Source organism: Leptospiraceae bacterium (assembly GCA_024233835.1).
Taxonomy (GTDB): domain Bacteria; phylum Spirochaetota; class Leptospiria; order Leptospirales; family Leptospiraceae; genus JACKPC01.
In genome coordinates this window covers 375,514-399,756 of the sequence record JACKPC010000006.1, presented here as the reverse complement: position 1 = coordinate 399,756, position 24,243 = coordinate 375,514, and the positions used below count along the sequence as shown (strand labels likewise).

19 protein-coding genes and 1 pseudogene are annotated in these 24,243 nt (G+C 38.8%); 7 read left to right on the top strand and 13 right to left on the bottom strand.

Annotated features, from left to right (window positions below; translation table 11 throughout):
- Together H7A25_24165 and H7A25_24160 are read right to left on the bottom strand one after the other, a co-directional pair.
- The coding region (locus tag H7A25_24165; GenBank protein ID MCP5503018.1) for a hypothetical protein at positions 1 to 1,913 on the bottom strand (1,913 nt) is incomplete at its 3' end.
- Positions 1,840 to 2,508, bottom strand: coding sequence for a caspase family protein (locus tag H7A25_24160; protein MCP5503017.1), 669 nt, complete (start codon positions 2,506 to 2,508; stop codon positions 1,840 to 1,842). The genes H7A25_24165 and H7A25_24160, both read right to left, overlap by 74 nt.
- Before the next feature lie 127 nt (positions 2,509 to 2,635).
- Here H7A25_24160 and H7A25_24155 point away from each other — a divergent pair, with 127 nt between their 5' ends.
- Positions 2,636 to 4,612, top strand: a complete 1,977-nt coding sequence (locus H7A25_24155) for a hypothetical protein (GenBank protein ID MCP5503016.1) — start codon at positions 2,636 to 2,638, stop codon at positions 4,610 to 4,612.
- Between the two features lie 33 nt (positions 4,613 to 4,645).
- Here the strand turns inward: H7A25_24155 and H7A25_24150 are convergent, their stop codons facing one another.
- From H7A25_24150 to H7A25_24125, 6 genes are all read right to left on the bottom strand, one after another.
- Complete coding sequence (locus tag H7A25_24150; GenBank protein ID MCP5503015.1) at positions 4,646 to 5,500, bottom strand: undecaprenyl-diphosphate phosphatase; 855 nt, start codon at positions 5,498 to 5,500, stop codon at positions 4,646 to 4,648.
- 11 nt (positions 5,501 to 5,511) lie between these two features.
- Positions 5,512 to 6,219 (bottom strand): lipoprotein LipL31, encoded by a 708-nt coding sequence (locus H7A25_24145; GenBank protein ID MCP5503014.1) that lies wholly within the window; start codon positions 6,217 to 6,219, stop codon positions 5,512 to 5,514.
- Between the two features lie 132 nt (positions 6,220 to 6,351).
- Positions 6,352 to 9,780: a transcription-repair coupling factor gene (gene mfd, locus H7A25_24140; protein MCP5503013.1), complete on the bottom strand. Its 3,429-nt coding sequence runs from the start codon at positions 9,778 to 9,780 to the stop codon at positions 6,352 to 6,354.
- Positions 9,777 to 10,625, bottom strand: a complete 849-nt coding sequence (locus tag H7A25_24135) for a pantoate--beta-alanine ligase (GenBank protein ID MCP5503012.1) — start codon at positions 10,623 to 10,625, stop codon at positions 9,777 to 9,779. Before H7A25_24135 ends, mfd begins: the two co-directional genes overlap by 4 nt.
- A 9-nt stretch (positions 10,626 to 10,634) precedes the next feature.
- Entirely contained in the window at positions 10,635 to 11,921 is a 1,287-nt protein-coding gene (hisD, locus tag H7A25_24130) for a histidinol dehydrogenase (protein MCP5503011.1), read from the bottom strand.
- Positions 11,922 to 11,961: 40 nt separating this feature from the next.
- Positions 11,962 to 12,588 carry an FHIPEP family type III secretion protein gene (locus tag H7A25_24125; GenBank protein ID MCP5503010.1) on the bottom strand — a complete coding sequence of 209 codons (627 nt, stop codon included), beginning with the start codon at positions 12,586 to 12,588 and terminating at the stop codon, positions 11,962 to 11,964.
- Positions 12,589 to 12,907: 319 nt separating this feature from the next.
- On the opposite strand from H7A25_24125, the gene H7A25_24120 reads away from it, so the two are divergent.
- The 5 genes from H7A25_24120 (at position 12,908) to H7A25_24100 (ending at position 18,690) form a co-directional block, all read left to right on the top strand.
- Entirely contained in the window at positions 12,908 to 14,812 is a 1,905-nt protein-coding gene (locus tag H7A25_24120; GenBank protein ID MCP5503009.1) for a hypothetical protein, read from the top strand.
- Positions 14,813 to 14,822: 10 nt separating this feature from the next.
- Positions 14,823 to 15,893, top strand: a complete 1,071-nt coding sequence (locus H7A25_24115) for a hypothetical protein (GenBank protein MCP5503008.1) — start codon at positions 14,823 to 14,825, stop codon at positions 15,891 to 15,893.
- A 159-nt stretch (positions 15,894 to 16,052) separates the two neighbouring features.
- Positions 16,053 to 16,199 (top strand): hypothetical protein, encoded by a 147-nt coding sequence (locus tag H7A25_24110; protein ID MCP5503007.1) that lies wholly within the window; start codon positions 16,053 to 16,055, stop codon positions 16,197 to 16,199.
- A gap of 27 nt (positions 16,200 to 16,226) precedes the next feature.
- Positions 16,227 to 16,931, top strand: coding sequence for a hypothetical protein (locus tag H7A25_24105; protein ID MCP5503006.1), 705 nt, complete (start codon positions 16,227 to 16,229; stop codon positions 16,929 to 16,931).
- A 712-nt stretch (positions 16,932 to 17,643) separates the two neighbouring features.
- The gene (locus H7A25_24100; GenBank protein ID MCP5503005.1) at positions 17,644 to 18,690 is read left to right on the top strand and encodes an Rpn family recombination-promoting nuclease/putative transposase; all 1,047 of its coding nucleotides are present in this window, start codon (positions 17,644 to 17,646) and stop codon (positions 18,688 to 18,690) included.
- Between the two features lie 45 nt (positions 18,691 to 18,735).
- On the opposite strand, the pseudogene H7A25_24095 reads toward H7A25_24100, so the two are convergent.
- The 5 genes and pseudogenes from H7A25_24095 to H7A25_24075 form a co-directional block, all read right to left on the bottom strand.
- Positions 18,736 to 18,903: pseudogene (locus H7A25_24095) on the bottom strand (hypothetical protein).
- Between the two features lie 130 nt (positions 18,904 to 19,033).
- The gene (locus H7A25_24090) at positions 19,034 to 19,894 is read right to left on the bottom strand and encodes a hypothetical protein (protein ID MCP5503004.1); all 861 of its coding nucleotides are present in this window, start codon (positions 19,892 to 19,894) and stop codon (positions 19,034 to 19,036) included.
- Positions 19,895 to 19,916: 22 nt separating this feature from the next.
- Complete coding sequence (locus H7A25_24085; GenBank protein MCP5503003.1) at positions 19,917 to 20,084, bottom strand: hypothetical protein; 168 nt, start codon at positions 20,082 to 20,084, stop codon at positions 19,917 to 19,919.
- A 148-nt stretch (positions 20,085 to 20,232) separates the two neighbouring features.
- The gene (locus H7A25_24080; protein MCP5503002.1) at positions 20,233 to 20,673 is read right to left on the bottom strand and encodes an AAA family ATPase; all 441 of its coding nucleotides are present in this window, start codon (positions 20,671 to 20,673) and stop codon (positions 20,233 to 20,235) included.
- Positions 20,636 to 20,818 (bottom strand): AAA family ATPase, encoded by a 183-nt coding sequence (locus H7A25_24075; GenBank protein ID MCP5503001.1) that lies wholly within the window; start codon positions 20,816 to 20,818, stop codon positions 20,636 to 20,638. The genes H7A25_24080 and H7A25_24075 overlap by 38 nt, the downstream gene beginning before the upstream one ends.
- A 125-nt stretch (positions 20,819 to 20,943) precedes the next feature.
- Here H7A25_24075 and H7A25_24070 point away from each other — a divergent pair, with 125 nt between their 5' ends.
- On the top strand, positions 20,944 to 24,243 hold the full coding sequence (locus tag H7A25_24070) for an Ig-like domain-containing protein (protein ID MCP5503000.1): 3,300 nt from the start codon (positions 20,944 to 20,946) through the stop codon (positions 24,241 to 24,243).

The following is a 24,243-nucleotide window of genomic DNA, read 5'->3' as shown; positions in this document are numbered from 1 at the left end:
ATATGGTGTTCTCCCCCGGTGACTACGTAGTAGGAAATCTTTTCCTTGACCATATCTTTATCCTTTTTCGGGGGAGATGGTTTTGAATCTTCACTGTTGAATTCAGCCTGAGCTTCTTTCGTCCCGCGCTTGCCCTCTGGCCGGGAAACCCACCTTTCCTCGAAAGCTCTTTCTAAGTTCTCCTGGAACACATAGTTTCTCTCAGGAGAAAACCAGAACCTATTTGATTTATCCGAGTCTTGTCTATATTGACTAACTTCTATCTCTTCTTTATTATAATATTTAGAGGATATCTTATTTCCCTTGTCATCGTACCTGTAGACATAGCGTGCGATGCCGGAACTATCCTCTTTTAGCTTTTCGTCTTTATCGTAATATTCTTCGAGAGTCCTGTTTCCCTTCTCATCGCACCGGTAGACATATCGTGCGATGCCAATACGATTCTCTTTGAGCTTTCCGTCTTTACCGTAATACTCTTGGATAGCATAGCATTCATAACTTTTTTTCCCTGCTTTCAAACAATTCTTATCGTATTTATAAACTTTGCGTGCGATGCCTTGCCAATCACCTTTCAGCTTTTCCCGGGCAATCTTTTTGTCTTTTGTAATATAATATTCCTCTAATTCGAGACATTCCCGTTTCCCGGATAAATGATTTTCATGTTTGTATTGGCTCCATTCCTTATAATGGGAATCAAAACCTCCCCTGCGTTGTTGTTCTTTTTCCAGACAGGCTTTATTATATTTATATACATAGCGGGCGATTCCTTCGGCTGCCGGTTTTAAGTTCTCCTGTTTATCATAGAAAGTTTTACTTAGAAGCATCCCCTTTGGATTTACAGTATAATCGTATTTATAGGCAATATTTGAGATTCCTAATTCATCTGTCGCTCGCTCCGAATTCTCATTCAAATAAGAAACGAGTAGGGGGTTGCCGTAGGAATCATAGGCATAGACCGACCTCGCTATTCCAAATTTATTGGGCTTTAGTTCTCGCGAAGCATTATAGTATTCTTCTAAGGTTTTATTGGACAGCAAATCAAAGTTTTGTACGATGCGGGAAATGCCTTCCTTATCCTCTAAGGGTCTCGGAATAAACACTCCCTCCGGTGATTTATCGAATTTTCCCTGGTATTCGTTTAAGATGGGATTGCCGTTAAAGTCAAATTCCAGCCTCTGATAGAGTATTCCCGACTGCTTATCCTTCTCTTCTGTAAAAACAGCGTTTCGGATAAGACCGGATTCATCCGCATGATACACGCGTTTTATCTCCCAGCCTTTTTCGGTCTTCTTCACTCCATGCACAAATTCTAATTCACCTTCTGCGTTAAATTGCTTCGAGACAAATTTGTCTGTGCCGTGCTCGTAGATCATATAGGAGATGCCATCGAGGTTGTTAGGCAGAATTTCTCCTCCCTCGGTGATGCTGTGAAAGGAAAGTCTCTGCATACGGTTCTGGCCATCGAGTAATATTTTCGCATCAATGGCAAGTCCCACCGAATTCCGGAACTTTCTCGACTCTACCCGGAAAGTTTTATCGGGTCTTCCCACAGCAATCAGAAAATCTCCCGTCAAATCTCCCTTGAAGTAAGGAATCTGCTCGTGCCTATCCTTTGTGTTCCGGGTATAGAACTTCATCTTCTCTTCCACGTAGGTCTTGAGGTCATTAAAGGTCACGTATTCTCCGCCTCTGTCCTGTACCTCACCGGAAATACCCTTTATCAGAAAGTGCGTAAATACTCCACCACCCAGATCCGGGTCTTCATAAGAATAGCCCCCGGGATTGGTGCCCACCAGCACTCCCACACCCTGACCTTCCTTCACACTTTTGGGCAAGAAGTCAGCTGAGAAAGACTTCCCTCCACCGGCCTTGCCGGCTCGAAGAGTTTCCCGGCAGGCATCTAAAAAAACCATGGTCTGTCGCACATCTTTCAGAGTGGCTTTTTCTATGATTTCTTTTGTTACGTTTAAAACATTCTGGGGAGTATCTGAGGCGCTTACCCATAAGCGCATCTAAGGGGGCTACTACGTTTTCATTGTTTATCTCGAAGCCGTGACCGGAGAAGTAGAAGAGAAAGACCTCCGGTCGTTTGTCTACGAGTGTCTTAAAAGCCCGGAGGATATTTTCCTTCGTGGGTTTCAAAGAAGCATCACTTTGGCCTAAATCGTCGTTCAAAACGATTACATTTCCTTCACCGAATTTTCCTACCTGTTTCAGGACTTCCGAAAACTGCCTTGCATCACTCGCACCGAACTTGAGAGGAGATAGCCCGCTCATTTTGGGATAAGCACTCACTCCAACTACAAGGGCCACCCGAACCGACTCGTTCCAGACACCTAATTTCTTTGCCGGCACGATGGCCATGCCCTTCGCATTGGTCTCAAAAGGTTTATAGGTGAAGGTTTTGGGCTTTTCTTCCTTTGTGCTTTGATTGGAAATATCTTTCTTTTCAGGAGAAGCAAAAAGAGAAAGGCAAAGGAAGAGTAAAAGGAGAAGTTTGACTTTCATGAGAATACATTAAAGTTAAAAGTTAGTTTTTCAAGTAAAAAACGAGTTTTCATTCCTGTTACTTTGAACATACATTTTTTTCTTTACAGACCCGGCATAGGGTATAGTCTATTTTTGGAGGATTTTTATGTCCGAGTTAGCCGTTACACACTTAACCTTATATAAACATGGAATCGGTTTTATCCGAAGAAAAGGAAATTTTACCGGGAAACGATTATCCTTGCGTTTTAAAACGGAAGAGATAGATGATATTTTAAAAAGTATTCATATCAAAGATTTTCAGGCCGGAGCTAAAATTTATGGAATTGAATACGATACTCCCGGAAATACAGGAGAGGAGATTAAAAAAACAGGATTCCAGGTGAGTCAGAATGCCGGTATACAGGCAATCTTTAACGGTCTTACGGGAAAGCGGATTGAAGTTCTTCTAAAAGATGGAAAAGAATTGAAAGGAGTTTTTGCCGGCTGGCAATATCCTGCAAGTGGAAGTCCTGAAGATGAATTACTTTCTATTTTAGACGATAATGGTTCTTTAATTTTCTTTTCTTTGAGAAATGTAGAGAAAGTAAACCATATTGAAACTGATAAACAAAAAGACCTTGCCTATTTTTTAGAAAATATAAATAAAAGTGAAAAGGAAAAAGAGATTCTTTTGAGACTTTCTGAAGGAGAACACAGGCTATCCATCTCCTATGTGGCCCCGGCACCGAGTTGGAAAATGTGTTATCGAATTGAAATCCCGGATGAAGTAGAAATTAAACAATTTCGAATATATGGATTTTGTATTATTGAAAATACTCTCGAAGAAGACCTTGAGAATGTCGAACTTTCCGTAGTTGCCGGAATGCCCATTTCCTTTATCTATAAGCTGTATCATTCTCATATCCCGGAGAGAATGGTTGTGGAAGAAGAAGATAGAACCATACAGGCTCCTATTGATTTTGAAGGTAGACTGGAGCGAGAAATGGAACCCCCGGAGCCAAAGAAAGCGATGTATCGTACTGCCGGAGTAATGCCTCCTCCTTCCGCTTCTCCTGCGGATTATGCTATTGACGATAGTTTTGAGGAAATGGATGAGGATGAAGTCGGAGCTGGATTAGAAGATTATAGTGTAGATAACTACTCTTCTAATATTAGCGGAAAAGCAAAAGCTGAGTTTTTTGAATTTAAATTTTCAGAACCGGTCAGTATAGGACGAGGAAAGTCTTCTATGGTTCCACTTTTCTCAAAAGAGGGAGAATATAAGAAAGACCTTATTTTCAATTATTCTAAACTTTCGGATAATCCCGTATTTACCCTGCGTTTTGAAAACTTCAGTGGCTTCACCCTTGAGTCGGGACCTGTAACTATTATGGAAGGAAAAGATTATTCCGGGGAAGCGATTATTCGCCTGAGTCCTCCGGAATCGGAAATTATCCTTGCTTATGCCATTGATACAACAGTAAATATTCTAAGAGAAGTTAAGACAATAGAAACTTTTGATTCCATACAGCTTAAAAAACAATACCTGTGTACAAACTATTATGAAGTTTTAGAAACTACTTATACTGCGGAAAACAAGGATTCTAAAGATAAAAAAATTCTTATCGAGCAAACAAGAACAACGGGGATGAAACTCTTTGACAGTCCGGAACCTGAGGAAGAGACTTTAAAGGAATACCGGTTTGGTTTCTCTATACAGAAAAAGTCTAAAGCCAGTTTGAAAATACGTGAGAGAGTTTTACGGGAGAGAAAGGTCTATCTTGATAATCTGGATAAACAGGTTGCTGAGAAACTTTACAAAACAAAGAAATTAGATAAGAGTATATTAGAGATTTTAAAACCCTTATTCACTATTAAATCGGATATTTATGAGCTTGAGAAGAAAATACAGAACCTCGATAAGGAAATCGCTTCTGCTATGAAGTCACAGGATAATGTAAGAAAAAACATTTCCACTCTGAAAGATAGTGGTGAAGAAGGTACTTATAGAAAAGCACAAGTAAAAGAACTTATGCTGGGTGAGGAGAAAATAAAAGAATATGAGAAAGAAAAAGAGTCTATAAAAAAAGAAAAGGATGCCTTACTCATAAAAAAACAAAACTGGTTGAATAATTTGAAGTAGAGATTTAAAACAACAGTGGGTTTTTCCCACTGTTTAGCTCTTTAGAAGATACAGGGTTATGACAATTCCACCAAGGATAATTCGGTAGTAACCGAAAAGGGAAAAGTCGTGTTTTTTAATATAGGCTAAAAACCATTTGATGATCGCGAGGCAAAACACGAAAGAAAAGAAAGTTCCGAATAGGAGAAGAAGGAGGTTTTCTCCGTGAAGGATGTCCCGGTACTTGTATAACTTATATAAGCTTGCAGCAATCAAAACCGGCATAGCAAGAAAGAAAGAATATTCGGCTGAATCTTTTTTGCTGAGTCCGAGAGAGCGAGCTGAAATGATAGTGGCAGCAGAGCGAGACACGCCCGGAATCAGGGCTATACACTGAAAGAGACCGATAAAAGCTGACTGTTTGAGAGTGGGACCTGCGGAATTTTCTATTTCCTCTGTACTTTTGCTGAATAGTTTTTCTGCCAGCAGGATTCCGATTCCACCAATAAGCCAGGCCAGGCCTAAAAGCAAAAGCAAATAAGACTGGGATTTTAAAACGTCGAGATATTTCCGAACTAAGAAACCTATAGCCATGATAGGTAGAGAACCCACAGCAACAGATAGAAGAAAAAATAGACCGGATTTATCTTCTGTTTCCTTTTTTACATATTGAAAGGATAGCAAAACTTTGTTTTTCAGATAAGCGAAGTATAAGACCAGGACAGATAGGATGGCACCACTCTGTATGAAAATGTCGAAGAGATCATCCAGATTGCCTGCATTGTCGCCGAGGCCCCGGAAGGGAAAATAATTAGTAAAAAGATAGAGATGGCCGGTAGAAGATACCGGCAAAAACTCAGTTATGGCTTCTATAATACTTCTGAGAAAGGCATTTAGATAGTTATTCAAGGAAAATAGCCTTACTTTTTCGGTTCGGGTTGTTTAACTTCTGAACCTTCTTTCTTCTCTTCCTTTTTTTCACCGGAAGATTTCATATATTCTTCCAGATCGAATTTTTCATTATGCTTAATGCTTACACTTTCTTTGACTCGTTCAATAATCCGAGGAAGAATTTTCTCAGACTCAGCTCTCTTTAAATAACCTCTTCCAATCATAACACATTTGTCTACTGTCATGGAGGCAAAAGCCTTGTTCTGAGCTCTGAGCTTTTCACACTCGGACATAGCCTGCTCATCGGTAATTTTAATTTTCTTTTCGACCTGTTCCTGAATATACAGTGAAGATATGGTTTGCATTTCCACCTGTTTCAAAATTTTCTTTATGTCCGGGCGGGAAGTAAATCCATTTTTATCGGCTACAATTTTAATCATCATCATTTGCCGGTAGTTGTCATAAAAGTTTTTCTTCTGGAATTGCTGGTTAAGAGCTTTGAATTCATTCGGAACTTCATTTACATCTTTGGAAATGAATTCCAGTAGATTCTTCTTCTCTATGTTTTGCATTCGGCTGAGAGACTCAATAGCCGTTTCGTAAGCAGCATTAAAACTTTTAACGGATATTTTATGGCCGTCTAAGGTTTCGATGACCTGTGAATCATCTTCTTTTTGTTGACAGCTTAAATAAAAAAAACTCAAAGAACTCAGGAGGATCAAGATCACAAATTTCATACTTCTTCCTTTTCAAGACAAAGTATTTAGCTTTCTCTTTCGGTCTATCTTTTTTTTAAACAGGAGACAAACGAAGCACCGATAGCTCGCCTGATTTTCGGAAATCCCTCTAAAAAAGCCATTTAAGAGGTTTTATTCGATTTTTTGAAGAATTTTATATATTTCACTGAGCCTATCTTTTTCTTTTTTGGAGCCGGCTTTATAGCAGAGAATGGTCGGTTCTTTTGGATTAATATAAACCCCTGATTTCCCGGAAACAAGTCCGATAATTTTTTGTGGATCTCCCTTGAAATAAGCCCCTGCCTTAAATCTGAATTCGGAATCAACTTCCGATATGGACTCAAATCCGAGTCTGGAGGCCAGGGTGCGAATTTTTTCCAGAATAATAAAAGTTTTGGCTTCATCCGGGATAGGCCCGAAGCGGTCTTCCATTTCCCCGGCTAATTCGTCTATTTCCTCGGCGGAACTTGTCGCTTCTAACTTCTTATAAAATTCAATTTTTTGTTTTGTATCCTGGATGTACGAATCGGGTATATAAAAATTGGTACTCAAGGTTAAAGCCGTACGAACTTCCACTTCCACTTTCTCGCCTTTCAGTCTTGTAATGGCTTCATTTAACATCTGAACATAAAGATCAAAACCTACTTCCATAATGTCTCCGCTTTGTTCTTTTCCGAGGAGATTTCCGGCACCACGTATCTCCAAATCGCGCATGGCAACTTTAAAACCGGAACCCAATTCCTGGTATTCCTGAATTGTATTAAGCCGTTTTTCTGCCTGTTCGGTTAAGACCCGGTTGGGTGGATAGAATAGATAAGCATAGGCTTTATTACCACCCCGGCCAACACGACCCCGTATCTGGTATAGCTGGGATAGCCCGAAAAGGTCAGCTCGTTTTACTATCATGGTATTTACATTGGGCATGTCTATCCCGGATTCAATAATAGTTGTGGTTACTAACACATCATACTTGCGGCTATTAAAGTCAATCAGGGTCTCTTCTACTTCTTCTTCATTCAACCTGCCGTGCAGAACACCATAAGAAACGTGGGGGAGTAAAGTAGATAAATACCGGGCTTCGTCTTCGATGGTTTCTACCCGGTTATAAAGATAAAACACCTGTCCGCCTCTTTCTAATTCTTTTTCAATAGCCGTTTTTATGATTTCCTCGTTATCTTCCATTACATAGGTTTCTACACTCTGCCGGTTCCGAGGAGGTGTTTCGATAATCGATAGATCTCGAATGCCGGTAAGCGACATGTGTAGGGTTCTGGGTATAGGAGTGGCTGTCATGGTAAGAACATCTACCAGATTTTTCATTTTTTTAATCGCTTCTTTATGATTAACTCCAAATCTTTGTTCTTCATCGATTATAAGAAGTCCTAATTTTTTGGTATTAATGGAATCGGTTAATAGAGCATGGGTTCCTACCAGTAGATCCAGCTCGCCTTTTGAAAAGAGTTCAATAGATCTCTTTACTTCTTTGGGGGAACGAAAACGAGATACCATATCTAAGCGAATAGGAAAATTCTTGAAACGCTCTTTCAAAGTATTATAATGTTGTAAAGCAAGAATTGTAGTAGGCGCAATAAATAAAACCTGTCTCCCTGCCATGATGACTTTAAAAGCGGAGCGAATCGCTACTTCTGTTTTTCCGTATCCCACGTCGCCGCAAACCAATCTATCCATGGGTCTCGGAGATTCGAGGTCGGCTTTTACGGCTTCTATTGCAGAAAGTTGATCCGGGGTTTCTTCGTACTCAAATTCAGCTTCAAATTCTTCCTGCCAGATTGTATCTTTCGGGTACTGAAAACCCTGTAATTTCATCCGGTTGGAATACATAAGCACCAATTCTTCCGCGAGACCATCTACGGCTTCCTGAACCCTTTCTTTTCTCTTTTTCCAGGTGCCTTTTCCTAAGGTATCCAGGGCAGGTCGGTCGGAGCCTCCGATGTATCGCTGAACAAGAGAGATCTGGTCTAAGGGAACAAATAGAGTATCTTTACCTGCATATTCTAACTTTAAAAAATCCCGAATCTTTCCGGAAATAGTAACTTTCTCGATTTTAACAAAACGACCGATACCATGGTTGACATGGACAATATAGTCTCCTTCTTTTAAGTCAATAAAGCTGTCAATGGAGCGGGAATTTTTTTTCTTGAAGCGACTTTTCCGTTTGTAAGCTCTTCCGAATATATCATTATCAGACCAGAAATGTAGTTTTAGATCGGATAAAACAAAACCATTTCTGAGTTCGGATAAAACGAGATTTACTTTGGAGGAAGAGAGGAGTAATTCTATTATCCGGGGTTCTTCATTACCTTCCTGTAAAACTTCGGCACCCTGTTCTGCAAACAGGGATTTTAAACGCTCTGTCTGGGCAGAAAAGGAGGAAGTTAGAACAATCTGCTCTTTTACTTTTATTAATTCTTCTATTTTGGCTCGTACATCCCGTATCTTTCCCCTGAAGGATTCTACCGGTTTAATATCGAGGATGAGTTCGTTTTCTTTCAGACGGGAAGGTTTCAAAAGTCGGTACTGTATACCTTCCTTCTCAATCAAAAAAGATTTGGAATCAGTTAAGTTTAATAGAGATGAAGGGGGAAGGCAGATAATTTCTTCTTTTCTTTTTTCATAGAGACTTTCATATTCTCTTTGAATTTGTTCTGTTCTTTGTAAAACCTCGTCTCTATCTGTATAGAGTATATAAGGTTCCGAATTAAAGTAGGAAAGAAGACTGACCGTATCATAGACGAGAGGAATAAGTTCTTCTTTCAGCCAGTCGTCTTTAATTTCAAACTCAGGGCGTTTTAGCTTTTTATCAAAGGAATTTAGTTTTTGAAAAAAGGTTTCTTTTTCCGTTTCGGAAAGGATAAATTCATCAGCAGGTAAGATTCGGACCTTATTTGTTTTACCGATAGACTTCTGTGTATTCGGGTCAAAATATTTTATTTCTTCAACTGTGTCTCCAAAGAAATCCAATCGAATCGGGTCAGAAAAGTTCGAAGGAAAAATATCGAGTATTCCTCCTTTAACAGAAAACTGACCGAATTGTTCACAAACCTCTTCTCGCTTGTATCCGCTTTCTACAAGTTTTTTAATTAAGTGATTCAAGGAGAAATCTTTATTGGTTTCTATTTCTATAACTTTTCCATGGATAATTTTGGGAGAAGGGACTGTGCGAAGAAGCCCTATGGCTGAAGTAAAAATTAGAGATTTCTTATTATCTAATATATTGGATAATACCTGAATCCTATCCCGTTTTACGGATGGACTTAAGGAACTATAGTCATAAGGAATGACTTCCGGCCCGGGGAAATAGTATACGTATTCATACTTACAAAAAGACAGGGCTTCTCTATATAGAAATTCGGCTTCTGTATTAGTAGGAGCTACAACAAGGAGAGAGGTATTCTCTAAGGAGTGGAAAAGGGCCGAAGATAAAAAGGAAGAGGCAGCCGGGGCAACTCCATAGAATTGGAAAGTTCCGTGTTGCTTATATTTCTGGGGAAATCCTGCTTCTTTAAGCTTTTGACTATATATTTCTACGAAAGAGTTCATGAGCGAAAAAACATATTATCTATGAGACGGACTGAGCCAGCGAAAGCTGCAAGAGCCAGTATAGAATCTCCATTTACTTCCTCAACGGGTTCTAGAGTTTTGGAATCCAAAACTTCTAAGTAGTCAATTTTTATAAGAGGAGACGATAATAAAACTTCAGAGACAATTTCCCGGAACAGTTTTGCATTTCTTTCTCCTTTTAGATATTGTCCTCTTGCAAGTTTGAAAGCTCTTGGAATCAAACCGGCTTCTTTTCTTTCCTGCTCGGAAAGTCTTGCATTCCTTGAACTCATAGCCAATCCATCTTCTTCCCGAACTGTATCTACCGGGATAACTTCTAATGAAAACATAAGACTTCGTGCATATTCAGCTATAATTAAATACTGTTGAAAGTCTTTCTTTCCGAAGAAAACAAAATCGGGTTCAACAAGGTGAAATAGAATGGAAATCACCAGAAGTACCCCCTCGAAGTGTCCTGGCCTGGTAGTAGCACAGAGGTTTTTCATTAGGTGAGGAATTCTAATTTCGAGCTGAGGCTTTGGTTCCGGATAGATTTCAGAAGCTGTGGGGATAAAGACTGCATCCATACCTGCTTCTTTCGCTTTTTTACAGTCTTCTTCTTCGTTTCGGGGATACTTTTCAAAATCTTCCGGATTATTAAATTGGGTCGGATTTACAAAGATAGATGCAATAGATACGTCCGACTTTTTTACAGATTCTTTAAATAGGGTAATATGCCCTTCATGTAAAAAGCCCATAGTCGGCACAAAACCTATGGTCTTTCCTTTTCTTTTCTGATTCTTTATATAGTTTCGTAATTCTTGTCTGGTTCGAAGTATTTCCATAGTAGTATATTATATAGTTCTTAAATATACGGAGGTTCCGTGTTCTTCATCCAATCCTTCCAATTCGGAAAGAACCTTAACATGAGGATATAGATCTTTTAAAGATTCCCGGTTTATCTCTTGATAGGTGACACGTTTTAAAAAGGTATCGACTCCCAAAGAAGAGTAAATTCGGCTTCCACCGGCTGTAGGCAGGATATGATTGGTTCCGCTGATATAGTCTCCCATGGCAACCGGGGAATAAGGACCTAAAAAGACCGAACCGGCATGTTCAACTTTCTCAAAGTCTTTACGATAGTTTCGGGTCATTATTTCTAAGTGTTCGGGGGCATAGAGATTGGAAAACTCTATACATTCTTCTATATTCGGAAATACGAATATTCGACCCTGATCCCGGATGGCTTTCTCTTTCATTTCTTTTCGTTTGGGTCTTCTACTTAAGGCGTCTTCTAAGGCCACAGAAACCTTATGAGCCAGGTCTTCTGAATCGGTTACCAGAATAGCAGGGGAGTCCTCTCCGTGTTCTGCCTGGGATAACATATCACAGGCTATCCACTCAGGTCTTGCCGAATCATCGGCGATAATTAAAACTTCACTGGGGCCTGCCGGGCTTTCAATGCCAATTTGACCGGAACCCGCCAGATACGTTTTGGCTGCCGTCACATAGCGATTGCCCGGGCCCACAACAAATTCGGATTTTTCTACAGTCTCTGTCCCGTAGGCTACGGCTGCTATTGCCTGAGCACCTCCGACTGTATATATAGTGTCTACACCGGCCAGTTTGGCTGCATAGATTAAAGCCGGATGAAATTCTCCTGTTTTGGAGGGTGGCGTAATCAGGTTGATTTTCTTAACACCTGCCACTTTTGCCGGAATCGCTCCCATTAAAATAGAAGAGGGGTAGAGGGCTTTGCCACCGGGTGCATAAATAGCTACAGAATGAATGGGGGTAAATTTGATGCCGAGATGATTTCCGGATATAGTGGTTTCGAGAGTATTACGTAACTGTGCTTTATGAAAACTTGTAATATTCTCATACGCTTTTTGGAAAGCCTGTTGTAGTTCAATAGAAATTTCCGGGTTTTCTTTCTGTGTGGAAATAGTAAAATTTTGGAGTATTACACCATCAAACTTTTCTGTATATTCTCTCAGGGCTTTATCACCCTTTTCTTTTACCGCGGAAAGGATGGGTTTTACCGTTTCAATGGCCTCCTGAAGGTCTTCTCCGGCTCTTTTTAGGACATCCGAATAGCTTTCTCGGTCTGAAATTCGAGTTTTTTGGACTTTTATCGGCATGATTTCCAAGTGTTTTTAAGCACTTGGATTCACAAGTAAATTATTTAAGAGCTTCCCTATTAAAAAAATCTTTTAATTTATCTTTATATTTTTCAAAAAATAAAAGTTCCAGACCGTATCGTTGTACATTCCTTTCTTTTTCACTTGAAGAAATTTTTAAACACATCTCGGAGTATAAGGGTTCAGGAATAGAAGCTTTAAAAGTAGCAATATTTTCGAAAAGTATTTCCTGTAGTTTGAATATAATCAAATATTCTTTGCCACGGGTTTCATATCCGGAAAGCAGAGTAAACAGTTCTTCTGAGTCTTTTTCTATCCATAGGCTCGGGAAACCTGTAACAGGTTCGATAAAATGTTCACCGGGGTGAGGGTTAAATACTTCGCCTGTATCAATCGCTAATAAAAAATTTAATTCCAAATTTCCCCTATCTACCATTTTGTCGTTTAAAAAAAACTGAAATTCATAAGGAGGGAATGCCATATTATCTACGATATTTATAGATGGGAACTTCCAGGCAAATTTATTATAAAAATTATTTCTTAAAATTCCGATTAATTCTATAATCCCTTTTTCTTGTGTTACCAGGGAGATTAAATTGTAGCCAATCTCAAGCCTGAGAGAAGGTGGTTCTGAATTACTTTTTATATCATCCTTTATGGTATTCATAATAGAACTCCTATTCTTTATTTTCCAACTTTCTATAGTATGGTATATTATTCTCTCTATTATGCAATTACTTTTTGACTTAATCATAACTTCCTGGCTATCAGGGGTAGAAAATTGGTCTGGAGTCTAGGTCATGCTTATCTTTTACTTTTTACAATAGCTGTATATTATTATAATATAGCCGGCTTGAATCTTACATTTCCGGTCCGGAAAATACGAAGACCCGCTGCCAAAAAAAACAGGCTTTTATTCTATTTTGTCCGGCTCTTGTTGTATGATTGGGTATCTGTACGCCAGAAAATCTATTTTAGAGGGCAAGATGAAACCCTTATACATAAGACTTTTACTTTTGCTAATTCTCTTCTTCCATATCTCTACTATAGGGGCAAAAGATAGAAAGTTAGAATCTATCTATATATTACCTATCCGGAGTAGCGGTATTCATAAAAGCTTAGAAGCGGAACTTCAATCTATCCTTCGCATTGAGACGATTCAGCTTGTTTCTGAACGTTTTACAATTCTGGATGAAGACTTACAGAGATTATCCGGAGAACGCCTGGCTAAGAAGCAGAGCCTCGGAATCGATGAAGAGAAAGATATACATCCTCTCTTAAAGCATATAGAGCCGGATTACTTTCTTTTCTCAAAACTGTCTATGTCTAATAAGTCTATCCTTTTTTTGAACCTTCGATTAATTAAAAATTCAGGTTCGTCTTATGTACTTCAAAATGAGCTGGTCTTACATTTTCCTGAAAATTTGAAAGAGTTTTATATGGCTCAGGCGATAAAAAAGCTTTTTCAAAAGGATTATCAAACTTCTGAATATTCTATTATCCCCATACCGGAAGCATTGGCTTTATCTTTTATACCTTCTGAAGAGTTATGGAGTTTGGAAGTTCCGAATGAGAATACAAAGATTTCTCAAATCTTACGAATCCTGAAAGAACAAGAAGAAAAAGCTTATGCGGCCTTTCAAGCAAAAGACTATTCTCTATCATTGAAACACTATTCGGTTCTTTTAAATAGTATTCAGGAAAAGCTGAGAACGGAAGAAAAAAATAAAATCTTAGATTATACAAATCATCTAAAACAAAATTTTCAGATTGTTTATACATATTATCTTCGAGCACGTTTAGACGAGTTGGATAAAAACTTGCAAAAAGGAAAGTCCGATAAAGAAGATACATTGCAGTCCCGTCTTACATCTTATTCCAAACTTTTAGAAGAATACCGGATGTATTCTTTTTATCTAAATTCTTTGGAAATAGAAAAGAAGCTTAAAGATAGGGTTGTATATTATAAATTGCTTCTTTATCAGAAAAAAGAGAAGTTAGCCGATACTCTGTATTACCATAAAAATTTTTTAGAATCTTTAAAAGCCTATCTGGACATAGAACAGGAAATCAGACAGGATAAAGATCTACCTCCTTCGTATCAAAATTCTATTCAAAAGAAAATTACGAATGTAAAGAAAACGGCTACTTTCTTTTTAAAGAATGGAGTTAGAACATATTGTGATAACGCAGAAAACATTAATCTGAAATTGCAAATCCAGGGAAGTATAGGTGCAGAAGATAAGTCTCGTTTAGAAGCCGAATTGGAGGAGTCCCTGGTGCTGGCAGAGAGAAGGATGAAAGAAAATCAGGAGTTCCTGACAGAAGATATTCGAGAATATTATAATAGTACGATTGAGCTGGTAAACAGGGACAGACAAAAGCGAGTCGGAAATGTTTATTTATCTTCCGAAGAAGAAGAACAAAAACGAATGCGATTTTATAAGCGAATGGATTATTTTTTACCCGGTATAGGTCAGGGTTTATATGGTAAGAGACAGGGTTTCTGGACAACTGCTCTTTTTGTAGGTTCCCTATACGGTCTGTCTATTATGGAAAGACAATATTACAGCTATAGAAGAGACTATAAGCGGACAAATAGTCTATATGCCTACCTGGCCTATCAGGATATAGCCAATAGTACAGTGTATTCTACGTATTCGAAAGAGGCTTTGACCGGCATACGAAATAAAGCAGAGACTCTGAGTGTGTATCATGCCTATCTTTTACTTTTTGCAATCGGTGTCTATTCTTATAATTTAGTAGACTTGAATCATACCTTTCCGGAAAACATAAAGAAGCAGACTTTTTCTCTGGAACGAGATGTACATACATTTGCGAATACCGGTTTTACGGAAAGTTATACAATAAGATATAGTTATCATTTTTAAGGAAATACTTATGAAATGGATTTTTCTTTTTTCATTGTTTTATTTCTCCTGCTTGAATATGGAGCCTTTTCAAACGGAAAGTTATGCAGGGCTTATTTCTGCCTTGAGGCCTCTAACACTCAATACAGGGGAGGGGGGATATAAGATTTGTGAGGGCGACATTTGCTTTGGAGCCATGCAGATTTATGATTATTCCTCAAGTTTATATACAACACTGGGTAATGGAGATGGTTTTGTGAATCCATCAGAGGAAATTCGTTTAGATATATCTCTCAGTAATAATACAAAAAACAAGCTGGAAGGTCTTGTTGGAACTTTATATTCGGATAGTGCCTTTGCGAGTATCGATGCCCTGCATAGTACAAAGATTCTCGGAAGCCTAATTCCTATAAATTATTGGACTTCTTCTAATAAAACACCCTATTATGCTTCCTTCGGAAATTATCATTATAGTTCGGAACTTAATTATAGCTTTAATCCTTTACTCGTCTTGAATCCAGACAAGGAAAATACATTTAAAGTAAAAATATCGAGTCTTGTAGCAGATGGAACTTATCTTCCTTTTCGCTTAGAGCTAAAAGATCTGAAGGGTAAAACTTATACTTTTTCTTTCTACTTGAAAACCTGTTCGGAATCCGGACTTGTAATCGGAGGTTTTGTTTATTATCGTTCTTCCGGAAATCGCTATGTATCTGATATTTTAAATCTTTATGATAAAGAAAGTGCAGAACCTATAGGTACCAGAGGTAATGGAGATGGAAAATGGCAGGCGGGAGAAATCGTTCGTATTAACCCCGGAATCAAGAATCTATCTAAAACAGTTAAAAGTATAGCTCAGGTAAAACTGGGTGTCGAAAACCCCGCTGTGAAAATTGATCCTCCGTCGTTTATCAACTACCCGGAATTGTATTCGGGTAAAACCGGGTATCTGAATAATTCCAGCCTGGCAGGGAGCAGTAATTCGTTTCGAATCCATCCGGGAGATGAGATCTTATCAGGAAGCAAGCTCATTTTCCATCTTATCCTGACGGATTCAGAAAATACTGAGTATGAGGATATTTTTGAAGCGGATATTTTTTAGGAAATATGGATATTTACTAATGTATTTCTTGAATCTGTAATCTTGAAAGTGAATTGGATGCTTTGGCTAAATCTTTCCATCGATTTCTATCAAGATTAGGTAGTTTCACCTATTGACAATCATCCGTTTTATTCTTATGATTAGTCAAAGCAGAGAAAGATGTTTTCTAAACCCAAAATTTTCTTAATCGATGATCATAGTATTTTTTTACTGGGCTTGCAGAAGTTAATTCTGGAAGGGAAAATAAGCAATTATGTGAAAATCTATGATGATGAACAAGAATTTCTTTTTGATCTTACGCACTGAAAGTAAAAGATTAAGCTAAATCTATGATTGTACGACAATAAAGAAGTGGAACAAGGTGAGATTTTTGATTTATATGTAGATTATTTTTTATCCAGCTTTGGTCAGGTGACAGCAACCGGACTTTCGGCCATCACAGATGGACTCATTTCACATTATAAGATAACAAGAAGCCTTTCAGAACCAGAGTTTGGACCTAAAGATTTGTGGAAAGAAGTAAAGCCTATTGTTAAAAAAGTATCGTCAGAAGAAGCTGTGGTTATTTTTGATGATTCAGTTCTTGAAAAGGCATATAGTAAAGAGAATGAAATGATCTGCTGGCATTATGATAATAGCAAACAACGAGAAGTTAAAGGGATAAACCTTTTGACGGGTTTATATTTCTCTAATGGAATTAGTATTCCTGTGTATATAGCTAAAAAAGTTTTCATAAACGAAGATGATAGCAAAGGGATTTTTTATTTGATTACAAGTGATTCAGGATTATCTTATGAAAAGCTTTTTGCAAGCTATCAAAAAAGATGGAAAATTGAAGATTCTCATAGGTCAATCAAGCAAAATGCAGGAATTACAAAATCCCAAACAAAAGTGGTTCGGATACAGAGCAATCATATCTTTGCTTCTTTATGTGCATTCGTAAAATTAGAGAAGCTAAGAGTTTTAAACTCAGCAAATCAGACTGGTGTTAGGAAATGGATTTATATTAATGCTCAGAAAAAGCTATGGATTTCTTGAAAAATCTCAGTAAATCATTAGATTCTGGGTTCAATTTCGTTGGAGCCAGTGCGTAAGGTCAGTTATTAGGATTTGTATCTTTCTGTAAGAAAGATAAGAAAAAGATAATACTTTACCTTTAGCAGCACTGGCCCTTGCGCCGGAAACACAGCCGGAGGCATCGATGGTAATACCAAGATCGGTAGTCAGGATGTATTTGTAACTTCAAAACTAAATCAATAGTTTTATCACAACCGCAGGTTTTTGCTTGCGGTGCAACCACTACCCTCAGGTTAAAAGAAAGAGGAGCTTGAGAAATTACCCTCCGAGATAGATTAAATTACCCTCTAAGATAGCAATTTACAAGCTCCTACTATTTCCCGGTTATATGTGGTATTTCTGTCGGTCTTACTTCACATTCCCCAGAGGTAAATTGTCTTACCACCGTATTCTCTTTCCTGAAAAAATATCTTTTCTTCCCAGGGCTTTTGCTTTGTCCTGTCAAAGATGATTAGATGAGCTTCTTCGGCATTGCATTTATCACGATAGATGCTTACCTGTTCCAGTCCCTGCCGCTATACGTTACCTTTCCTTCCTTCCCGCATACGCTTCAAATCCTTTCTTCTGGCTGTAGTTTACTCCAAGAGCTACACCACCGGTCTGCACAGGTTAAAGAAGCAAAGTTTCTTTTTTAATCGACAGATACTCAAAGCTAAAATTCTTTTAAATTCCTATGTCCTCAGAAAACATCCACGATAAGCTCTTTAAGGCTACCATGTCTGACAAAGAAAATGCTCTCGACTTCTTTCGGAATTATATTCCCCCTGATTTACTTAAAGGTTTAAATCTGAATTCTCTGCAACTGGAGAAAGAAAGTTTTGTAGATGAGGCACTCAAAGAAGGCTTTTCGGATACTCTCTTTCGTGTTGATTTAATAAGCGGGGAAAATGCGTATCTCTATGTCTTATTCGATCATAAGAGTAAGCCGGATAGATTCATCGGTTTACAACTATTAGCTTATATGGTCAAAATCTGGCAGAGACAGCACCACTCAGGAAAAAAGAAACGTAAAGAAAAACTACCTATGATCTTACCCATAGTGGTCTATCACGGTCAACAGGCCTGGAACCACGGCACTGACCTTCAGTCCATCATCGATATCCCAAAAAACTACGAGGCATTTGTTCCTAACTTCCGGTTTTTATTCTATGACCTGCCTAAAGTAGAAGATGAAAACATCAGCGGTAACGAGGTATTTCAGGCTGCTTTTTATCTACTGAAATACAGTTTTCATCCCCAATTAGAAGAGAATCTGGGGAAAATCCTGCAACTTTTAGAGAATATTGAAGATGAGAACCGTCAAAGTAGATGGCTTTCCATCATCCTGAATTATTTACTCCGAGGCCCGGAGCAAATAACACTTGACAGGCTGGAAAAATTAATAGAGAGTTTGGATTTAGAAGGAGCAAGAAGAACAATGCCAACCATAGCTGAGACACTTGAACAAAGAGGGTATAATAGAGCATTACATCTTGTAGAAACCGCGGAAAGAAGAGCTGAAGACGAGAAAAGAAGAGCTGAAGACGAGAAAAGAAGAGCTGAACTCGCAGAAAGAAGGGCTGAAGACGAGAAAAGAAGAGCCAGACGTGCAGAGAGAAAAAAAGCTCTCAGAACGGCTATTTCTATGAAAAGAAAGGCTCTCGATATGCCTTTGATTGCGAGCATCACCGAACTCGATGAAATCTTTTTAGAGAAACTTTTCCGCCGGATAGGGGTTTAATTTTTCATTCCAACCTTCCCGGCACTGAAGGATCGGTCTGATGGCTTATCCATTATCCTTTGAAAACTGTCCCTCTCTCCATTTGCCTTGAAAGATTGCTTTCCCTTCCTTATCTTTCAATATTCCCTCTCCTTCCGGTTCTCCACTTTTCCAGTTTCCGCTGTAGATGGTTCCATCCTCCCAGGTGAATGAACCCTTTCCGGACTTTTTATCTTCCTCTCAGTCGCCTTTGATGCAGTTTTCCTTCGGATTTCGCAATACTACCGCGAGGATAAATATGGCTCCCAATAGAAGGGAAAAAATAAGGATAAGCTTATGGAATCGTTTTTTCATGTTGGGAATATTACTTTATCATTCCTTTTCTTTTTCTCCAGTATTTATTAATTTTTTTAATTTCTTCCTCCCTTCTGGGAAGCCATTCCTTCCGTGGATATTTTTTTCTTATTTTTTCATCCCGTCGTTCTATTTCGTTACTATACTGTTTCATCTCATCAGGTGTAAGATCTAATGGAGGAGGTAGATCCGGCAGTGCTTTTAGTTCGTTTATGTTATTTGTTGCGACTTTTTCAATATATTCCTTGTTTCTTGAATATTTAAAATCCTTTGTATATTGGTTAAATGCAGAGTTCCACGCGTTTTTATAACACTTTTTCTTTATAAGTTCGACTAATTGATCGCGCTTATCTTTTTTAATACTTTCATATTTACTAAGTTCTATATTAAATTTCTTATATTCTTCTTCTAAAATTAGGGTCTCTTCCTTTCCATTACGTATGATTCGTATCTTCTTAATTTTTTCTTTTAACGTTTCAAAAGTGGAAGCTGAAAAAAGATAATCTATTTTTGGATAATATAGATGCTTGTCTTTTCTTTTATGTACATTAGATTTTAGTAAACGTTCTACCCAGGAACTCGGATCTCCACAATTGTCAATATTAAGAATTCGGTCTCCTTTCTTTAAAAAAAAATGTTCCCATTCAATGCGAGATAGCTCAACTCCAGCTACTCCATCTTCTAAGGTTAAACTAAAACGAGGAACAATTTCGTGATATAACTTATCCTGTGGTTCTCCTTCTTGAAATTTCACAAAACAATCACTAACTACATAGCACTTAAATTCAGGTAAATAAAAAGTATCACATGATTTACATTGTAATATATTAGATAAAATAAGGATTATCAGTATTTTATATATCTTTTTCATATTTGCCATCCGGTCTTTTTTGTTAATAGTCTTTTCCATCATCTTTAGAACCTAAAGCATTGTTAGCTTTTCGTATGGCATGAATTGTTTCATGAATAGTAGCTTCAGTCTCTATTAATTTTGCATCCCCGTACGTCCCATTAGCAAATTGAATTGCAAAATTAGTAGATTCTATTTGCCTTTCATTCATAAATAACGTCTTAACCAAATCACCACCGTAGTTCAATTCAGTAAAAGAATTTCCCCTTTTTTTATCTTGTCCTTCAACACCTTTATAATAGGTATGCCCATCTTGAGCTATAATATATAGATGATCCTTTTCCGACCGTAACCACGCTTTACAAAGCGTGGCTGACACCCGTGATAAAGGCTAATTGTATATACTTATCTGAATCCTTGACGACAGAATACAGATTCTTTAGCTCATCCCTAACCTGATAAGCAAAATCTTTATCGATGACGTCTAAGATGGGTTTATCGTATTCATCAATTAAAATTACTACTTTTTGCTCTTTTTTTTTATAAAGTAGTTCTATCAATTCTTTAAATTTACCGGAGGCTGAAGAGCTCTCTAATTTTATTTGGTATTGCCTCTGAAAAGCAAGAAACATATCTTGAATAACTAACTGCAAGCCTTCTAAACCTGTTGTTTCTCCACCGCCAAAGCTTATTTTGATGACAGGGTATTTTTTAGACCAGTCCCAGTTTTTCTCTAAAAATAAATCTTTAAAAAGAGTCTCATTACCCTTGTAGGCTTCGTGGAGTGTATCCAGAAACAGACTTTTTCCAAATCGCCTTGGCCGAGAGAGAAAGAAATACCTGCCTGTAGGCTAATTTGTAAACAAACTCAGTTTTATCCACATAGTAGTGGTTCTCTTCGATTATATCGGCAAAGGTCTGGATACCAAGAGGGAGTCTCTTCATAGTGCTCTCAATTTAGGGAATCGATATTTTTGTGTCAATTGCTTTTAAGACAAAAAAAACTTGAATTTGATAATAAGTTTTCTTAAAATGTCTATAAAGCGAAAATTTTATTATAGGGGAAAAACATGAAGTTTATCAACAAACCGCTATCCTACCTGATTCTGATTTCTTTGCTTACAACCGTTATAACAGGCTGTAAACAGGAAAACCCGGACAATGCAACCATTGCACAACTTATACCTTTAGCCCTGAGAGGAACTGTGATTGAGAATAGTTCTAATACGGACGACTCTCCGAGTATTACTCCTGTCTCTACGTCTCCCAATGAGAACCCGAGTTTTCCGGTTGAGTTTACGGCTACCGGTGCCAGTTTTCAAACCCAGGATTCTACCGGGAAGGTCGTGAAGATTACTGCTTCGCCGGGTTCTGCTGTTGCTAATTTTCCGGGCCTTGTGGATGCAAGTGGCAACTGGGTGGATCTCGAAGGAAACCCTGTTACGCAGACGGGCTATAACGGAACCGGTCTATACGATAATCTTACCATCATTTTTGGTTCTCCTATGAACAAGGCGAGCGTAGAAGCTAACTTTACTCTGACAGATGCTGCCGGGAACCCTGTTGCGGGTGAATTTATCTGGAGCGGAGACCAGCACCTGCAATTTGATCCTTATTTGCCCCTCGCGGAAGATACGGTTTATACTCTTAACATTAGTAACAATGCTAAAGTAGCAGATGGTATTACGAATGCTACTTTCCCCGGATTTTCAGCTCAGTTTAAAACCGGTTCTAATTTTAATATGAGTCATACTGTAAGCGGCAAACAAACCGGTGCCGGAGGAGATGAGGAAAAAGCTGTGCTTATCAAAACCGGAGAATTACTGAATGTATCGAGTACAATTCCATACCCGGAAAGAGTTCAGTATATTCGTCTTTACAAGCTGGGTTCTCAGTACGCGGCGGATGGTTCCGAGCAGTACTATACCATTTGTGATAAGACCGCTGCTGTGCCGAGTACCTGCCCCGGTACGATAAATTTGGATCTGGCAGGAATTACACCTTCCGCCCTGCAACCCTCCGAGGGAGGAAATACATATTATTACTGTGTTAATATCACCGCTAAAGTTAATGAATGCAATTATATTCGAACCTTCAGTTTTAACTACGGTAATGTGGCTGCTGATCCCAATGCTGCCATTACAGATTCTATTGCTGTAACGTTGCAGGAAGCCTCTCTTAATACGATTGAAAGTCTGGTGCAAAAGTTTGCTACAGAAGCCTTTACTCTCGAAGGTAAAAGTCTGAACGGAATTATCAACGAATCGGTAGCCAGGAACTTCGACCAGAGTCTGGTAGTTTCCGGTCAAACCTGTCGTTCGGTTAGCGGTGGAAATGCAGCTTACAATAATAACTTCAAACACCTTTCCAAGATAGGTCCCTTTTGTAATGAGTTAATTAGCAGTGAAAAGGCCAATCTCAGCAAGGCCAATGTATACAGTATTTACCAGAACTCGGATGGAGCTTTAAAGTTAGCTCTCGGAGCTCTATTTGTGCCGGTAGTAGGAATTTTATACTGGTATAATGATTCGGATATCGTAGCCTATCTCACCTATGATGCCGGTGTAGATGTGTATATACACGAGATGAAAATTCCACCGAGTCCCTCTGATGTGATGAGAGCCAATTTGGAACCCACCAATTCGTCTCTGGATGTGAGCCTTGCTGTTCGAAAGGCGAATGGAGAAATGACTATGGTCCTGGAGATCCTGAGTGCAAAAATGTCCTTCCTGGTTGATTTTGGTGCTATATCTCTTCCGGATTCTCTTGTGCAGGGAAAGTATATGTATACTACACCTTTTGCCATCAACTTAAATCAGAGCCCGGGAGATTACAGGAATGCTGCTCTAAAAACGAGTACAGCCATCAACGGTTCTAAAATTTTAATTTTGACCAATCCTCCGACTAATTATTCTCCCAGCGACAATGTGAACTTTAATTATAAAGAGTGGAATGATAACCTGAGCGTACAGGAAATAGCCGATACCCCCAACCACAGTGTGGTGAATTCTACTTCTTCCCTGGCCCAGTTGATTGCCGGCTTTTTAACCCCGGTGATGAAGGTTGCCGTTAAAACAGCCACCCTGCAAAAATTACCGGATATACAACCCAAGGTCGTAGGAGGTGTAGTAAAAGATACAGTAGAAAAAGCGGTTCCTGATTTATTGAATACGATTATTGACCCCTTTACCAAAGCAGAGGGTTATCCGATTGCGATGCCGACGTATTTGCCTGAACCGTTTAATACTCTCAGTATCCGGGTAAAAGGAACACCTTCTGCTGTTACACCCGGTGTGGATGGAACCTATAAGGCTTTAGAGGCCCGGATTAACTCGGTTCTGACAGCAGAAATTTCGAAACCAAATCAGCCCAAACCGGCAGGCTTTGTGGGAGATACGGATTCGTATATTACCATTACCGGTGCCGGTATTCCTTTGAACGGAGTCAATGGTTCCGCTCAAATTAAAAGTGCTAATTTGGCCCACGATGGCCTTCTGGCTTCTATTAACCCCAATGTGGTGAATCAATCCCTGTATCATCTCTGGAAGGCCGGTGCTTTTCATTTAACTCTGGATAAAACAGCGATTAGCACTCTGAAAGAATTTGTAGAACAGGCGGGAACCGATACGGCTCTTTTGAAATTAGGAGAAGACCTTTTGAAAGCCGGTCCCTTACTCACCGTATTTGCACCGGGGCGGGTGGATTGGAACCTTTACGATGCAACAAGTGGAACGAAGAGAAAGATAAACCTTGAAGACCCGGTCTATATTGTGACCCGTGCTATTCAGACGCCCGTTGTCATGGTAGAAGGAGGAGGGATTCCTACTTTGAATATTAGTATCAGTGATTTGATCCTGGAAATACGCGGTGGTGATCCGAAAGCGGAGAATTATTTGATTTCCAAAATCAGAACGAATATGACAATCAAGTCTGAATTTAAAATTACGAAATACCAGAATGCAAAGAATATAAAGGTAAATTTCTACGGGAAGGAAATTGAATATAGTTCTACTTATTCTCTGCGGATCGAAGTTCCGATTCCGGTAGATGATAAGGATGTTAGTAAGGGTGTTTTTTATTCTCTTGAAGTGCTGAAAGCCCAGGGAGATAATCCGCTCGGCCTGAATCCCAACAAAATGACCGAACTCGTGAAGCCCCTGGTGAGAACTTTGATTCTTCCACTCATGAATAATTTACTGGGAGACATTCCTCTTCCTCCACTCAAGGCCTGCGGACTCGAAGTTACAGATCCGGAAGTTTTACCTGTAGCTGCCGGGGAAAAGTATATATTCATTAAAGCTAAACTACAGGAAGATACAGTTCCCTTTACCGGCGATTGTTCGGTAAAAACTATTTTAGATTTGAATTGA

Coding starts and splice junctions, on each gene's coding strand:
- H7A25_24160 (MCP5503017.1), bottom strand. CDS start 2,508: ATGAAAGTCAAACTTCTCCTTTTACTCTTCCTTTGCCTTTCTCTTTTT.
- H7A25_24155 (MCP5503016.1), top strand. CDS start 2,636: ATGTCCGAGTTAGCCGTTACACACTTAACCTTATATAAACATGGAATC.
- H7A25_24145 (MCP5503014.1), bottom strand. CDS start 6,219: ATGAAATTTGTGATCTTGATCCTCCTGAGTTCTTTGAGTTTTTTTTAT.
- mfd (MCP5503013.1), bottom strand. CDS start 9,780: ATGAACTCTTTCGTAGAAATATATAGTCAAAAGCTTAAAGAAGCAGGA.
- H7A25_24135 (MCP5503012.1), bottom strand. CDS start 10,625: ATGGAAATACTTCGAACCAGACAAGAATTACGAAACTATATAAAGAAT.
- hisD (MCP5503011.1), bottom strand. CDS start 11,921: ATGCCGATAAAAGTCCAAAAAACTCGAATTTCAGACCGAGAAAGCTAT.
- H7A25_24125 (MCP5503010.1), bottom strand. CDS start 12,588: ATGAATACCATAAAGGATGATATAAAAAGTAATTCAGAACCACCTTCT.
- H7A25_24120 (MCP5503009.1), top strand. CDS start 12,908: ATGAAACCCTTATACATAAGACTTTTACTTTTGCTAATTCTCTTCTTC.
- H7A25_24115 (MCP5503008.1), top strand. CDS start 14,823: ATGAAATGGATTTTTCTTTTTTCATTGTTTTATTTCTCCTGCTTGAAT.
- H7A25_24110 (MCP5503007.1), top strand. CDS start 16,053: ATGTTTTCTAAACCCAAAATTTTCTTAATCGATGATCATAGTATTTTT.
- H7A25_24100 (MCP5503005.1), top strand. CDS start 17,644: ATGTCCTCAGAAAACATCCACGATAAGCTCTTTAAGGCTACCATGTCT.
- H7A25_24090 (MCP5503004.1), bottom strand. CDS start 19,894: ATGAAAAAGATATATAAAATACTGATAATCCTTATTTTATCTAATATA.
- H7A25_24085 (MCP5503003.1), bottom strand. CDS start 20,084: ATGAATGAAAGGCAAATAGAATCTACTAATTTTGCAATTCAATTTGCT.
- H7A25_24075 (MCP5503001.1), bottom strand. CDS start 20,818: ATGAAGAGACTCCCTCTTGGTATCCAGACCTTTGCCGATATAATCGAA.
- H7A25_24070 (MCP5503000.1), top strand. CDS start 20,944: ATGAAGTTTATCAACAAACCGCTATCCTACCTGATTCTGATTTCTTTG.